The organism is Arthrobacter sp. MPF02 (genome assembly GCF_046605375.1).
Taxonomy (GTDB): Bacteria; Actinomycetota; Actinomycetes; order Actinomycetales; family Micrococcaceae; genus Arthrobacter.
Genome location: NZ_CP176772.1, coordinates 2,941,644 through 2,954,649 on the forward strand (window position 1 = coordinate 2,941,644; position 13,006 = coordinate 2,954,649).

15 protein-coding genes and 1 pseudogene are annotated in these 13,006 nt (G+C 67.9%); 11 read left to right on the forward strand and 5 right to left on the reverse strand.

All coding sequences use genetic code 11. The features are described 5' to 3' along the window. The first annotated feature begins 17 nt into the window (after positions 1-17). On the forward strand, positions 18-1,121 hold the full coding sequence (locus ACLH0K_RS13920) for a hypothetical protein (protein ID WP_411374147.1): 1,104 nt from the start codon (positions 18-20) through the stop codon (positions 1,119-1,121). A 3-nt stretch (positions 1,122-1,124) separates the two neighbouring features. Here the strand turns inward: ACLH0K_RS13920 and ACLH0K_RS13925 are convergent, their stop codons facing one another. After that, a complete protein-coding gene (locus ACLH0K_RS13925; RefSeq protein WP_411374148.1) occupies positions 1,125-1,502 on the reverse strand; it encodes an ArsR/SmtB family transcription factor in 378 nt (125 codons plus the stop codon). A 401-nt stretch (positions 1,503-1,903) separates the two neighbouring features. Between ACLH0K_RS13925 and ACLH0K_RS13930 the strand changes: the two genes are divergently transcribed. The 5 genes from ACLH0K_RS13930 to ACLH0K_RS13950 all read left to right on the forward strand — a co-directional run bounded on the left by ACLH0K_RS13930 (position 1,904) and on the right by ACLH0K_RS13950 (position 5,001). Next, positions 1,904-2,512: a flavodoxin family protein gene (locus tag ACLH0K_RS13930; RefSeq protein WP_411374149.1), complete on the forward strand. Its 609-nt coding sequence runs from the start codon at positions 1,904-1,906 to the stop codon at positions 2,510-2,512. An 85-nt stretch (positions 2,513-2,597) separates the two neighbouring features. Then, positions 2,598-3,020 carry a hypothetical protein gene (locus ACLH0K_RS13935; RefSeq protein WP_411374150.1) on the forward strand — a complete coding sequence of 141 codons (423 nt, stop codon included), beginning with the start codon at positions 2,598-2,600 and terminating at the stop codon, positions 3,018-3,020. An 18-nt stretch (positions 3,021-3,038) separates the two neighbouring features. Further along, positions 3,039-3,191: a hypothetical protein gene (locus ACLH0K_RS13940; protein WP_411374151.1), complete on the forward strand. Its 153-nt coding sequence runs from the start codon at positions 3,039-3,041 to the stop codon at positions 3,189-3,191. A 26-nt stretch (positions 3,192-3,217) separates the two neighbouring features. Further along, positions 3,218-4,492 (forward strand): protein kinase domain-containing protein, encoded by a 1,275-nt coding sequence (locus ACLH0K_RS13945; RefSeq protein WP_411374152.1) that lies wholly within the window; start codon positions 3,218-3,220, stop codon positions 4,490-4,492. Next, positions 4,489-5,001 (forward strand): hypothetical protein, encoded by a 513-nt coding sequence (locus ACLH0K_RS13950; RefSeq protein WP_411374153.1) that lies wholly within the window; start codon positions 4,489-4,491, stop codon positions 4,999-5,001. The genes ACLH0K_RS13945 and ACLH0K_RS13950 overlap by 4 nt, the downstream gene beginning before the upstream one ends. A gap of 41 nt (positions 5,002-5,042) precedes the next feature. Here the strand turns inward: ACLH0K_RS13950 and ACLH0K_RS13955 are convergent, their stop codons facing one another. Further along, positions 5,043-6,662, reverse strand: coding sequence for an ABC transporter permease (locus ACLH0K_RS13955; protein ID WP_411374154.1), 1,620 nt, complete (start codon positions 6,660-6,662; stop codon positions 5,043-5,045). Next, on the reverse strand, positions 6,662-7,600 hold the full coding sequence (locus tag ACLH0K_RS13960) for an ATP-binding cassette domain-containing protein (RefSeq protein WP_411374155.1): 939 nt from the start codon (positions 7,598-7,600) through the stop codon (positions 6,662-6,664). The genes ACLH0K_RS13955 and ACLH0K_RS13960 overlap by 1 nt, the downstream gene beginning before the upstream one ends. A gap of 310 nt (positions 7,601-7,910) precedes the next feature. On the opposite strand from ACLH0K_RS13960, the gene ACLH0K_RS13965 reads away from it, so the two are divergent. The 5 genes from ACLH0K_RS13965 (at position 7,911) to ACLH0K_RS13985 (ending at position 11,164) form a co-directional block, all read left to right on the forward strand. Further along, the gene (locus ACLH0K_RS13965) at positions 7,911-8,111 is read left to right on the forward strand and encodes a DUF2795 domain-containing protein (RefSeq protein WP_138136987.1); all 201 of its coding nucleotides are present in this window, start codon (positions 7,911-7,913) and stop codon (positions 8,109-8,111) included. Between the two features lie 140 nt (positions 8,112-8,251). Then, on the forward strand, positions 8,252-8,614 hold the full coding sequence (locus ACLH0K_RS13970) for an STAS/SEC14 domain-containing protein (RefSeq protein ID WP_411374156.1): 363 nt from the start codon (positions 8,252-8,254) through the stop codon (positions 8,612-8,614). 67 nt (positions 8,615-8,681) lie between these two features. Beyond that, entirely contained in the window at positions 8,682-9,032 is a 351-nt protein-coding gene (locus tag ACLH0K_RS13975) for a metalloregulator ArsR/SmtB family transcription factor (protein ID WP_411376482.1), read from the forward strand. Continuing rightward, entirely contained in the window at positions 9,029-10,408 is a 1,380-nt protein-coding gene (locus ACLH0K_RS13980) for an FAD-dependent oxidoreductase (RefSeq protein WP_411374157.1), read from the forward strand. The genes ACLH0K_RS13975 and ACLH0K_RS13980 overlap by 4 nt, the downstream gene beginning before the upstream one ends. A 9-nt stretch (positions 10,409-10,417) precedes the next feature. Next, a complete protein-coding gene (locus tag ACLH0K_RS13985; RefSeq protein ID WP_411374158.1) occupies positions 10,418-11,164 on the forward strand; it encodes an ABC transporter permease in 747 nt (248 codons plus the stop codon). Between the two features lie 3 nt (positions 11,165-11,167). On the opposite strand, the gene ACLH0K_RS13990 is transcribed toward ACLH0K_RS13985, so the two are convergent. Together ACLH0K_RS13990 and ACLH0K_RS13995 are read right to left on the reverse strand one after the other, a co-directional pair. Continuing rightward, complete coding sequence (locus ACLH0K_RS13990) at positions 11,168-12,025, reverse strand: glutamate--cysteine ligase (RefSeq protein WP_411374159.1); 858 nt, start codon at positions 12,023-12,025, stop codon at positions 11,168-11,170. 169 nt (positions 12,026-12,194) lie between these two features. Then, positions 12,195-12,992: pseudogene (locus tag ACLH0K_RS13995) on the reverse strand (peptidase dimerization domain-containing protein); the annotation flags it as partial. Between the last annotated feature and the right edge of the window lie 14 nt (positions 12,993-13,006).

A 13,006-nucleotide genomic window follows, 5' to 3' on the forward strand; every position in this document is an offset into this window, starting at 1 on the left:
GTTGGAATCGTCGCTGCATGCCCGAACTCCCGCCGCTGCTCCTGTCCCGCGACCGTATCTTCCACGGACTCACCCCAAACGACCTCACCAAGCGGGTCAAGACGGGTGCCTTGGTCCGGGTCAGGAACGGCATTTACACGGACGGGGAAGCGTGGCGTGGCCTGAAGCCGTGGGAGCAATACCGTCTCCGGGTGCAGGCGGCGGCGGAGTCGTTCCGGAAGCCTACGGTCTTCGCGCGGCACTCGGCTGCCAGCGTGTGGGGCCTACCAATCATTGGGACGCACCATCCTGTCGAGGCCCTAACGTTCAGGAACGACGGCGGCCGCTCGCGTGCCGGAGTCAGCCGCCACTTTGCACTGCGGGAGGGCTTGACGGTGGTCCGGCGGGAGGGCCTGCTGGTTACCGACCGCGTCCGGACCGTCCTGGATCTGGCGGCCTTCAGTCCGTTCACCGAGGGAGTAACCGCCATGGATCACGTGCTTCGGCACGACAGGCTCCGGCAGTTGCCCGCCCTGGGCACGGCTGAATTGGAGGCCGGAATCGGGTCCAACTACTCGGCTGCGGCCGGGCGGAGAATCCGGGCGGTACTTGAATTCGCGTGTCCTGCATCAGGTTCGGCCGGGGAATCGCTGAGCCGGGTGCTGATCCATCTTGCCGGGTTCGAGCCTCCGGTCCTTCAGCAGGCATTCACTGACTCCTCCGGTCTCGTGGGGTACTCCGACTTCTACTGGAAGCATGCCGGGGTTGTTGGCGAGTTCGACGGCGAGGAAAAGTACACCAAGTCCGAATACTTGAAGGGCCGGACCGCGTCCCAGGCCGTTGTTGCGGAAAAGAACCGGGAGAACCGCATCCGCGCCCTGGGCATCAACGTGGTGCGGTGGGACTGGGCCGATCTGATGGAACCCGGGACGCTGGAACGCAAGTTGGGAGCTGCCGGCGTGTCCCGACGTCGTACGCGTTCTGCTGTCCCTCGCACAGCCCCGCTGACGCGCACGTTCCTTAGCCGACCCGCTAACTCATCCTCGACGCGCACTTTCCCTGGCGCGCCGGTATTCGGGGATCATCAGGGAATGTGCGTAGCGAAGGTGGCATCGGGCCGCGCCGCGGGAGCCACACCGTAAAGGTCAGTCGTGCAGCGGTTCGCCGCTGAGCCGGTGGTCCGCGTGACTGATGGTTTCGCGGATCAGCCGGACCAGGTGGCCGTCATGCAGCGAGTAGATGATGTGGCGGCCGTTCTTCCGTGTGTTCACCAGCCCGCTCAGCCGGAGCTTCGCCAGGTGCTGGCTCACCACTGTCCGGGGCATCGAGGCGGCATCCGTGAGTTCCGTGACGGTCCGGGGACCATGGGTGAGCTGCCAGAGCAGGTGCAGGCGGGTGGGTTCGGCGAGCATCCTCAGCGTTCCGGCTGCGACTTCGAGCAAGTGCAAGCTTATGGCGACGTCATGAACCAGCGAATGCTGCTTCATGGTGCCGTCTTTTGGCTGCACTTTGCTGCTGTCCATGTCAGTCCCCCAATTCATCCGCCCCGGCGTCCCGTACCGGTGCGGGGCAGGGCGGGAAGCTCCTGCAGCGAACATCCTAGACGCCAGCCGGTCGAGTACACATGTGCATCTCAATGCACTACTGTGTATCGAGTGTCCGGGCGGCATCCCCCAAAGCCGCTCGGGCACCTTATCTTTACCCGGTGCCGCGTTCTTTTCCCGGCACCGCGCCGTCGTGCCCTTTTCCGCGGAACGTTCCCGCCGCCGTCGCACCTTCTTCCTGCCTTTATCGCCCCGGCGGCAATCCGGCCATCAGCCCACTACAAACCGCTTCCTGGTGGTTGCGCCAGCAGCGCCCATGGCAGCAGGACCTCGGCGTGTAGGCTCACGCCAAGGAAACCCGGCAGAAGAAGGATGAACAAATGGCTGATCTCACCGCGCTAGCACTTATCTGCTCATTGACCCCGTCGCCCGCTCCGTCCAGCAGCGAGCTTTTGGCCCGCCACGTGCTGGACGAACTGGCCGCCCACGGCGTCCGGGGCTCGTCACTGCGGGTGGTGGACCACAACGTGATGCCGGGTGTGCAAACGGACATGGGCGACGGAGACGCGTGGCCCGGAATCCGGGACCAGATCCTCGCAGCGGACATCCTGGTCCTCGCCACGCCCATCTGGATGGGCCACCCGAGCAGCATCACCCAGCGCGTCATCGAACGGCTCGACGCCGATCTGTCCGAAACGGACGACGCCGGGCGGCCCGTTATGTACGGAAAGGTGGCCGTCGTGGCGGTGGTAGGCAACGAGGACGGGGCGCACAAGACTGTCGCGGACACGCAGCAGGCTTTGAACGACGTCGGTTTCACGCTTCCCGCGCAGGGCGCCACCTATTGGGTGGGCGAGGCAATGCAGACGGTGGACTACAAGGACCTGGACGAGGTTCCCGAGAAGGTGGCCGCCACGACCGCAGGCGCCGCCCGGAACGCTGCGCACCTGGCCCGGCTTCTCACTCAGGCGGCTTATCCGGCGGGGTGACTGAAACCAGGTAGCAGCAACTGCCGTTTTCACGGCCCAAAACGACAGTTGCTGCTACCCAGTTGGGAGTGCGGTTACAGGGTGCATGGGCGTGTACGTTTGGCGCTTCCGCCGCGGCACCCGCACAGTAGAGGGCATGGGAAAAGAAGGCGTCACTGGCACCATCGAGCTCACAGGGGAGCTGCTGCACCTGCGGTGGGAGCCGGGCGCCGTGGTTACGGAACAGGACGCCAAGGTTCTTATGGAGCGTGCCCGCGAGCTCAGTGCCGGACGCACCCTTCCGCTGCTGGTGGAGATGACGGGCATGACCTGGATCGACCAGCGCGCCCAGGAGGCCTTTGCGCGTCCCTGGCCGCTCTCCCGGGCTGCAATTGTGGGCACCACGCCGGTGGACGAGGCGATCTCCGGCTTCTACATGGCCCGGCACAATCCTGCGCACCCCACACGGTTCTTCACCTCCAAGGATGAGGCGCTGGCCTGGCTGGCAGAAGAAACCGGGCAGCACTAACCGCGCTAGGATTCGGGCATGGGACTACTCATCACGTTGCTGATTATCTGGATTGTCCTGTCGATCCTGGGCTTCATCATCGAGGGCCTGTTGTGGTTGGCCGTCATAGCCCTGGTGCTCTTCGCCGCCACGGCGGTGTGGGGATGGCTGAAGCGGAACGCCAGGACCTGACGGCCCGAACGGAAAGGGGGGGCACCATGACGGGCGGTACGGATACCGGCCTGGCCGGGACCAGGCTGCTGGACCGGTACCTGGTGGGCGAAGTGCTGGGCCACGGCGGCATGGGCAGCGTCTACCGCGGAACGGATGTGGTCCTGGACCGCGAGGTTGCCCTGAAGATCTTCCGCGACGACGTCACCAATTCGGAGGAACTTGCCAGGCAGCAGTCCGAGGCCCGGATGCTGGCCAAGCTGAACCACCACGGACTGGTCACGCTCTACGATACCGGGACGCTGCAGCGCGGCGGGCGGAAGGTGCCCTTCCTGGTGATGGAGTACGTCCCGGGCAGCGACCTGCACCGCCACCTCGCGGCCGGTCCGCTGGCCGGATCCGAGGTGGCCCGGCTCGGCGCCGAACTGGCTGAGGCCCTGCATTACATCCATCACCGCGGAGTGGTCCACCGGGACGTAAAGCCCGCCAACATCCTGCTCACCAGATACGCGGCTGATACTCCCCTGCGGCCCAAGCTCGCGGACTTCGGAATTGCAAGAATGCTCGACGGCGCCCGGGTCACCGCCACGAACATGGTCCCCGGAACAGCGGCCTACCTCAGCCCGGAACAGGCCCGAGGGGACATGGTGGGGCCGCCGGCTGACATCTACTCCCTGGGCCTGGTGCTGCTTGAGGCCCTGACCGGAACGGTGGCGTTCCCCGGACCGCCGCTGGAGGCCGCCGTGGCGCGGCTGTCCCGCGGACCGGACATCCCTGACACCCTTGGCCCCCAGTGGGCCTCCTTGCTTGCCGCCATGACCGCCCGGAATCCCGAGGACCGCCCGGACGCCGCAAGCGTTGCAGCAGCCCTCGGGAGCCCCGCCGGCTGGTCCCTTCCCGGCGGCCTGGCACGAGGGGAGGAAACCGCGGTGGCTGCCGCCCGCCCGGCCACCAGGGTCATGGACGCCGCCGCCCCGGGCATCCAAAGTTCCGGCAGTGGGGCGGCGCCGGAGGCGGCCCGCCTTCCGGCGCTGCCGGAAAGCCAGGCCACCAATGCGACGGCGTGGCAGTCGGCTCCGCAAAGGCCGTCCCGGGCACCGTCGTCCGCGCAGCGCCGGCACCGGCCCTGGCAAAACCTCGCACGCCTTGGCACCCGGAAGGCGTGGCTGCTGGCCGCGGTGGCCGCCGTCGTCGTAATCCTTGCGGGCGTGCTGCTGGCATCCCTGCAGCAACCCGCGCCGGCACCGGTGGACCCCGGACCCGCCATCCCCGGCCAGCTGGGCGAGCACTTCAAGGAACTGGAAGAAAGCGTCACCCCATGATTCGCACTGCATTGCAAAGACTGACGGGTGCGGCCGTGGCCGTGTCCCTGCTGGCAGGGTGCTCTGCCCCGGACCTGGACGGCGAAGTGGCAACCCGGCTGCAGCAGCGCGTGGCCGCGGCGAAGGGGTTCGCGGTCGGCCAGGACTACCCGGCAGCGCTCGCGGAGCTTGAGCAGTTGAGCCGGGACGTGACTGCTGCTGCTGGCCAGGGCCGGGTGTCGGAGCCGCGGAAGGGCCGGATCGACGCGGCGATCACCACCATCCGGAACGACCTTGAGGCAGCAATGGCCGCGGCCGCCCCGACCCCGCCGACGCCGCCGGCCCCGACCTCACCGGCCGCCGTTCCGCCAGTGACCGAGGACCAGAAAGAGCGCGAAGAAGAGGCGCGGAAGGAAGCCGAGGAGGCCCGCGAGGAGGCCCAAAAAGAGGCCGAAGAGGCGCGCGAGAAGGCGGAAAAGGAGCGCGAGGAAGCCCAAAAGGAAGCCGAGAAGCAGCGGAACGGCGGCTGACGGCCTGCTGCCGCGGCGGCGCGCACTTCCCGTGTGAGGAATCAGGCCGTAAGGTCGCGTTCCCGGATAAGACGGGCGGCTGCCGCCGCTGCAGCGATTGCGACGGCGGCCATCACCACCGCGGCGGCGGCATCGAAAGCCTCAACCGGCATGGCCGACGAATGCCGGAACGGACTGAGGTCCTGTACCCACACCGGCAGTCCCAGCAGTTCCCCGAACTGTCCAAGCACCAGCGCAGCGGCCAGCGCACCCCAGCCTGCGGCACTGCTCCAGCGCGGCAGCAGGGCAAACGCCAGCGCGGTGAGTTCCGGGAAGACGAGCGCCGCCGGAACATGGGCCAGGGCGGCGGCAAAAACCAGTCCGGTCCCGCTGCCGCCGGCGTGCGTCACCGTGAGCACAGCCGCTGCCGAGGCTCCCGCGGCTGCCGCAACAGCCGTCGTCGTCATGGCCGTCACTGCCAGCGCCCCGCCCAGCCAGCGGACGCGCGACGCGGGCACGGCCAGGAGCAGTTCGGCCCGCCCTTCGGCTTCCTCGGCCCTGAGCCGCAGCACCGACTGGACCCCGGCGGCAGCTGAAAGGACACCCACGATGCCCAGCATGGCTGTGGTGAACAGGTCCAGCATTTCAGCGTCGCCCGGAACGAGGCGGCTCATCAGCTCCATTAGTGAGGCGTTGCCTCGTAGCGCATCCCGCACCACCGGCCCCAGGCCGCCTGCCACACATCCAAGTACTGCGGCGGTGAAGCACCATCCGGCAAGGCTTCCCCGTTGCAGGCGCCAGGCCAGTCCCGTCATTGACGGCAGGTTCCTCCCGGCCCGCTCCGGCCCGGACTCATCCACGGCCAGGTAGCTGGCGCCCATGTCCCGCCGGCTGCGAAGCACTACGGCAACTGTCCCCATCACGGCCGCCCCGGCGGCGAGTACCAGCAGCGGCAGGACATCGGGTTCGGTGAACGGCCGGATGCGCTGGCCCCAGCCGATAGGCGAGAACAGGGACGGCCAGGCGGGGCTCACCTGCAGCAGCGGCATGCTGGCGGTGCTCAGGGCATCCCCGGCACCCCTGACCAGATAGGCCGCACCCACCAGGGCTGCAGCAGTGCCGTTGGCGCTCCGCCCGGACGGCATGAGCTGGGCGACCAGCGCGGCCGCAGCCACGAAAAACAACCCGACCGCTCCAACAGCTGCCCCTGCAAGCAGGGATCCGGGCAGGGGAAGCCCTGCTGCCAGGAAACCGCCGGCAACGGCCAGGGTGAGCACCACGTTGGTGCCGGCTCCCAGAAACAGGGCTGCCCACAGCGAAGCGGTCCGGGCAACGGGCGCGGAATGAACCAGCTCGGACCTCCCGTTGTCCTCATCGGCACGTGTATGCCGGATGACCAGGAAAACGCTCATCAGTCCGGCCAGCACGGCGGTGAAGGAATAGCCCTGGAAGAAGGTGACCGCTCCGGAGCTTATGCCGTCCGGCAACCCGCGCAGGAAAAGAAAGGCCGGGCTGGCAGCCGCAACGGCAACCAGGGCGCCACGCTCGTTGTCCGTCCCGAACTGGGTGATGACCGCGGACGCCGCCGCGAACCCCAGGCCTGCAATGCCGGCTATCCAGGCTGCCAATATCCCCTGGTCCCTGCGCGCCTGTACCAGGGCAAGGCGGAGCACGGCGCCCATCACCGCACCTGGCTCTGATGGCCGGCCTTTGCCTGCCCGGCGGGCTGCTCGCCGTAGTGCCGAAGGAACAGCTCCTCCAGGGACGGCGGGGCCGCCGTGAAAGCGGTGACGCCGGCCGCCGCCAGTGCCTCGAGCACGGGGCCCAGGGCGGCGGCGTCGGCATCAAACTCCACCGTGGTTCCGTCACTGCGCAGGTTGTGGATGCCCTGCCGCTGTGCCAGCCCTTCCAGCTGCGCCGCCGCCCTGACCCGGAACCGGGTGCGGGTCAGGTGCCGCAGTTGGGCCAACGTCCCGGATTCAACCGCGCGTCCCGCACGGATGATCGTCACCTTGCCGCACAGCTGTTCCACCTCGGCCAGGATATGGCTGGACAGGAGTACCGTTGCCCCGTCCGCCACCACGCGGCGGACGTGGCGGCGGAAGACGGCGTCCATCACGGGGTCCAGGCCCGAGCTTGGCTCATCCAGCAGGTAGAGCCGGGCGGGGCGGGAAAAAGCAGCGATCAGGGCAGCCTTCTGCCGGTTGCCCTTCGAGTATGTGCGGGCCTTTTTGCGGGGATCGAACTCAAACTCCTCGATCAGCTGCCCGCGCAGGCGCTGGTCGGCGCCGCCGCGAAGTCCTGTCAGCAGGTCGATGACCTCGCCGCCGGACAGGTTTGGCCACAACGTCACGTCGCCGGGAACGTAGGCCACTTCCCGGTGCACTGCTACAGGATCGGCCCAGGGGTCCATGCCAAAAACCCTTGCCGTCCCGGCGGCCGGCCTGATCAAGCCGAGGAGGATGCGCAGGGTTGTGGACTTCCCTGCGCCGTTCGGCCCGAGGAAGCCGTGCACCTCGCCTGGCATCACGGTAAGGTCCAGGCCGGCGAGGGCAGCTGTCCGCCCGAAGTTCTTGGCCAGGCGTGAGGTATGGATGACGGGAGTTAGTTGGCTGTGCATGTGCGGTTCCTTGGTCGCAGTCCTCCGCACCCAGGGCTGGCTGCCATAGGCGCGCCGCAGGCGTCTTCCGCATGCGGGCCGACCAGGCTTCCCGGCTCTCCGCACCACATCTTACAAGCGGGGTCCTTGGCGCGGAAGGGACCTCCGGGCTTGCTGGAAAGCTGCGCCGCCGTCGGGCAGGAAGGCACGGGATTTGGTTGGAGCCCTTCCTCCATCGGATTGTCCGTGCCTACGATGAAGGCTCTGCGGCCTCCTCCGTTTGTGGAGCGGCTGCGGGCAGCAGAGCCGACATCAGAAAGGAAACTGCACGATGGCCGACACTCCAAACCCGATCCAGATCCAGAAGTTCCTTGGCGGCGTGGACTATCCCGCCAGCAAGGACGCATTGCTGTCCAGCGCCAAGGACTCCAATGCGGACGACAATGTCCTCCAGGCCCTTGAAGCCATTCCGGACAAGGAATACGACAGCCCGACGGCCGTCAGCTCGGCAATTTCCGACAGCAACTCCTAGGTTCGCCAGGACGTAACTACCGGCCACCCGATCCGAATGTAGGTGGCCGGTAGTTTACGTTCAACCGGCAGCCCTCCCGTACAGGGCCGGGACGCATCGACTACTGTCATGTCAGGGGAAGCAACCGGCGGAGGGGGCACGTGCGCAGCATCAGCATTGCGGACAAGGGCATGCTTGAACTGTCCGCCGGCATCTACCGTCTGTGCTGGAACAAGGGCGTGACGGTTGAATCCGAAGACACCGATCGCCTGGTTGCCGCCCTGGATGCCCTGGGTGATGGAAAGGCCCTGCCGCTGCTCATCCAGGTTGGGGGTGTCACCTTCACGCACGCTTCCCGGAAGGTGTCTCCGCCGGCGTCGCACGTTTCCCGGATTGCACTGCTGGGATCGTCACCCGTGGACCAGGTGGTTGCCCTCTTCCTCTTCCGTTTCTACAAGCTCCCCTGCCCCATCAAGTACTTCACCTCACTCCGGCCTGCCATGGCCTGGCTGCGCCGCGGCTGACCTGATGCAGAAGTTGTAACGAAAGGCTTGCCCTAAACATAGATGAGAGTAAATATTACATGTGTCTATGTCTTTGGAGCTGACGCCCGTCGAAACAGCTGGCTGCTGCCCGCCCCTGTCCCGCAAACCCTTGTCGGAAGCGGAAGCCGAAGGAATAGCCCCGCTTTTGAAAGCGCTGGCGGATCCGGTCAGGCTGCGGCTGATGTCCATGGTTGCCTCGCATCAGGGCGGGGAAGCATGCGTCTGCGATTTGAATGACGCGTTCGAACTGTCCCAGCCGACCATCAGCCACCACCTGAAGGTGCTGCATGACGCCGGCCTGCTGGACCGGGAGAAGCGCGGTGTCTGGGTTTACTACCGCGCCCGCAGTGAAGCCCTGCAGAACCTGGCAGCCCTGATCGGAGGGCAGGAAAAGTGACCGCAGCTTCGAAGGAATCATTGCCAGTCGCAGTCATCGGTGCCGGTCCGGTGGGCCTGGCAGCAGCGGCACACCTGCTTGAGCGAGGAATCGAACCGCTGGTCCTCGAAGCAGGTTCTACGGCCGGCGCGGCCATACGCGAGTGGGGGCACGTCCGCGTGTTTTCCACCTGGCGGTACAACCTTGATGCGGCCGCCGTGCGGCTGCTGGAAAGCACCGGCTGGAGGGCACCGCGGCCAACCGCACTGCCCTACGGGCACGAGCTGGTGTCCGACTACCTGGAACCCCTTGCGGCAACACCGCAACTAAGGGGCCGGATCAGGACGGGTGCGCGCGTGGTTGCCGTCACCCGCCAGGGCCTGGATAAGGGCCGCAGCCAGGGACGGGACCAGGCACCCTTCCTCCTGCGGGTCAAACACAGCAACGGGGAGGCTGCCGACGTCCTTGCCCGCGCTGTCATTGATGCCTCGGGCACGTGGACCACTCCGGCCCCTTTGGGGTCCTCCGGCCTGCCCGCCCCGGGCGAAGCCGAAGCCCGGAGCGCAGGGCTGATTACCGGCCCGCTGCCCGATGTCACTGCCGGAAGCTTCGCCGGACGCCGGACCCTGGTCATAGGCTCCGGCCATTCGGCGGCGAACATGGTCCTGGACCTCGCACGGCTCGCCCGCACCAGCCCGGGCACGGAGGTCATATGGGCGATGCGGGCCGCCGCGCCTGAGCGCGCCTTCGGCGGCGGGGACGCAGACCAGCTGCCGGCCCGTGGCCAGCTCGGCGCCAGGCTCCGCACCGCCGTCGATACTGGAGCGGTCCGGCTGCTGACCGGCTTCCACACCACCGGCATCCACACCGGCGACGGCACCGTGACGGTGCATGCCGGGGACGGCCGCCGGGTGGAAGTGGAGCGCGTTATCCCGGCCACCGGTTTCCGTCCGGACCTGTCCCTCCTCGCAGAGCTCCGGCTGGACCTGGACCCCGCCGTTGAGGCACCCAGGGCGCTGGGCCCGCTGATCGATCCGGACTTCCACAGCTGCGGCACGGTCCCGCCGCACGGCGCCGGCATCCTCGCGCAGCCGGAAAAGGATTTTTACCTGGCGGGGATGAAGTCCTACGGCCGGGCGCCAACGTTCCTCATGGCCACGGGCTATGAACAGGTCCGGTCCATCGCTGCCGCCCTCGCCGGGGACACCAATGCCGCCGAGGCCGTGGAACTCCAACTGCCCGAAACGGGCGTCTGCTCCACCGGCATCCCGGCAGATGACAGCGCCGCTACCGGGGACGCCTGCTGCGGCAGCCCCCGGCCTGTTCCGGTGTCCATCGGATTCGCCACGGGATTGGAACACGGGCGCACCGCCGGCGCCGCGCCGCTGTCCGGCTAGGCTGGCAGAATGCCCGACCCCGCCGCCCTGGTGCCCACCCTCGCAGCCCTCGCACTCCTGGTGGCGATCACGGTGGGCGTCCTGTGGGGCGCGCGGACGCCGTCGTATGTTGCTCCTGCGCTTGCCATCTTCCGGGGCGCCGCCCAGCTTGCGGCCATCAGCCTGGTGCTGGGCGGCATCATCACGGACCCGCTGTGGGTGGGGGCGGCGCTGCTGGTGATGTTCACCGTGGCGGTGACGACGGCGGCGCGGCGGCTAAGGTGGTCCTGGCACCGGTTCCTTGTGCTGGCCGGAACCATGGCCGCGGGCATTGCCGTGACGCTGGCTGTGGTGTTTGGCACCGGGGCTATCGAATTCACACCGCGGTACGTCCTGGCTGTGGGCGGCATCGTGATCGGCAACTGCATGACCATTGCCGTGCTGGCCGGGCGCCGGTTCTACGAGGCGGTCCATGAGCAGTGGGACCAGGTGGAAGGCTGGCTGGCGCTGGGCGCAACCGCCGGCCGGGCCACGCTTGCCCAGGCGCGGCAGTCGGTGCACTCGGCCCTGATCCCGTCCACCGACCAGACCAAGACCACCGGCCTGGTGACGCTGCCCGGCGCTTTCGTTGGCGCGATCTTCGGCGGCGCCTCGCCCCTCGAGGCCGGCCGCTTCCAGGTGGTGGTGCTGGCGTCGATCATGGCAGCGGGGTCCATCACCGCCGTCGCGCTTCTCCGGTCCCTGCGCACCGTGAAGGTGCGCCCGGACGCCCCGTAGCAGCTAGTTCTCCGCGGCAGGGACCTGGGCCGTGCAATTGGCCGCGTCGTCCACCACGTCCTCCAGGTCCCCCGTGCGGTGCAGCACCTCAAGCTGCCGGACGGCTCCGGTACCGGTGCGCAGCAGTTCGTCGGTCAGCTCCTCCACCCGCTGCAGGTCGCCGCTGTCCTCCAGCGCGCCCAGGATATGCTCCAGCAGCGCATTGACCACGGCGAGGGCCGGCACCGGCCGGCTTGTTGCCGGATCCAGCAGCTCCCCGCGCAAACCCCAGCGGCCCGCCTTCCAGCACGCCAGGCGGAGCAGGCCGGTGGGCACCGCCACGGGTTCGACGCCGGCACGCCACTCCCGCCCGGCCGTTTCCACCAGCCCCCGGGCAATGCCCGCCAGCAGCACCGTGTTTTCCGGCCGCAGGCACACGTCCGCCAGCCGGATTTCCACAGTCGGATAGTGCCGGGACAGCCGGGCGTCGAAGTACACCATCCCTTCGTCCAGCGCGACGCCGGTGCTCACCATGTCGTGCACCAGCTGGTGGTACGCCTCTAGCGTCCCCAGAATGTCCAGCGGGCCGGAGGTGGGCCACCGGTTCCACACCTGCGACCGGTAGCTGGCGTAGCCGGTGTCCTCGCCGTGCCAGAACGGCGAGTTGGCGCTGAGTGCGATGAGCACCGGCAGCCAGTTCCGGATCCGGTCCAGGACCGCCACGCCCTCCTCCTGCGACTCGATGGAGACGTGGATGTGGCAGCCGCACGTCAGTTGCTCGCGGGCGATGATCCCGTACTCCTCGGTGATGGCCGCGCACCAGGAGCAACTCCTCCTCGACCCCAAACGTCCGCACGCCCGGAAGCTGCGCCTCCGGGCCACCGCCGTACCTGCCCGTGACCGGAGTGCCTGTACCTACGCCGCCTGTCCTGTCATTGCGGGAGGTGTCCATCGTCGTCGTCCTTTGTCCATTGCATCTTGCAAGTTCATTCCAAAAGCCGGCGAGGGTCACGGCGCCGTTCATCAGGACGTCCAGGCTGACGCTTTCGTCGCTGTCATGCCAGTGGTCCTCCACAAGCCCCCTGCCGAAAAACAGCACCGGCGCATCCAGGGTCCGGGCCAGCAGCTCGGCCGGACCGCCGCCGGCGTTGCCCATCCTGCCCACGGCGCCGGCGCTGAAGCCCCGAGCCGTGGCCCGTGCCAGCGCGGCGACAGCGGGATGGTCCGACGTGCGGTACGCGTCCTGCACTGTTTCAAGGTCCGGGACCAGCTTGTGCCGGAAGGCGCCGCCGACGTTCGCGTCCATCCACTGCGCCAGCAGCTCAGCCACCTTCTCCATCCGCTGGCCGGGGACGGTCTGGAAACTCAGGTCCGCCGAGGCAACGGCGGGCACGGTGGGCCGCAGCCACAACCGCTCCAACACGGTGTACCCCTCCTCTCCGGTAATGGCACCGCTTTCGGACCGTACAAGCCAATCCTCGTCGCTGTAGGGAAGGTCCGCGAGCGCCTGCCGCAGGTCATCCGGGGCCGGCTCGTCGTAGAAGCCGGGGATGGCGATTCTGCCGTCTTCGTCGTGCAGCTGCGGCAGCAGGCGGCTGAGCTCGAACGCGAGGTTGGGCGCGTTGCCGGACACCGCGCCGCTGTGGACGTCCCGCTCCGGCCCGAACATCTCCAGCTTGGCGCTCATCATGCCGCGCAGGGTCACACAGAGGGCCGGATGGTCCTCGCGCCACAGCAGGGTGTCAGAGAATAGCACGGCGTCGGCCTGGAGCCTTTCCGCCTGCTCCTCCATGAGTTTCGCGAGGTTCGGGGAGCCGCCCTCCTCCTCGCCCTCGATGAGGAACTTCAGGTTGACGGCCGCAC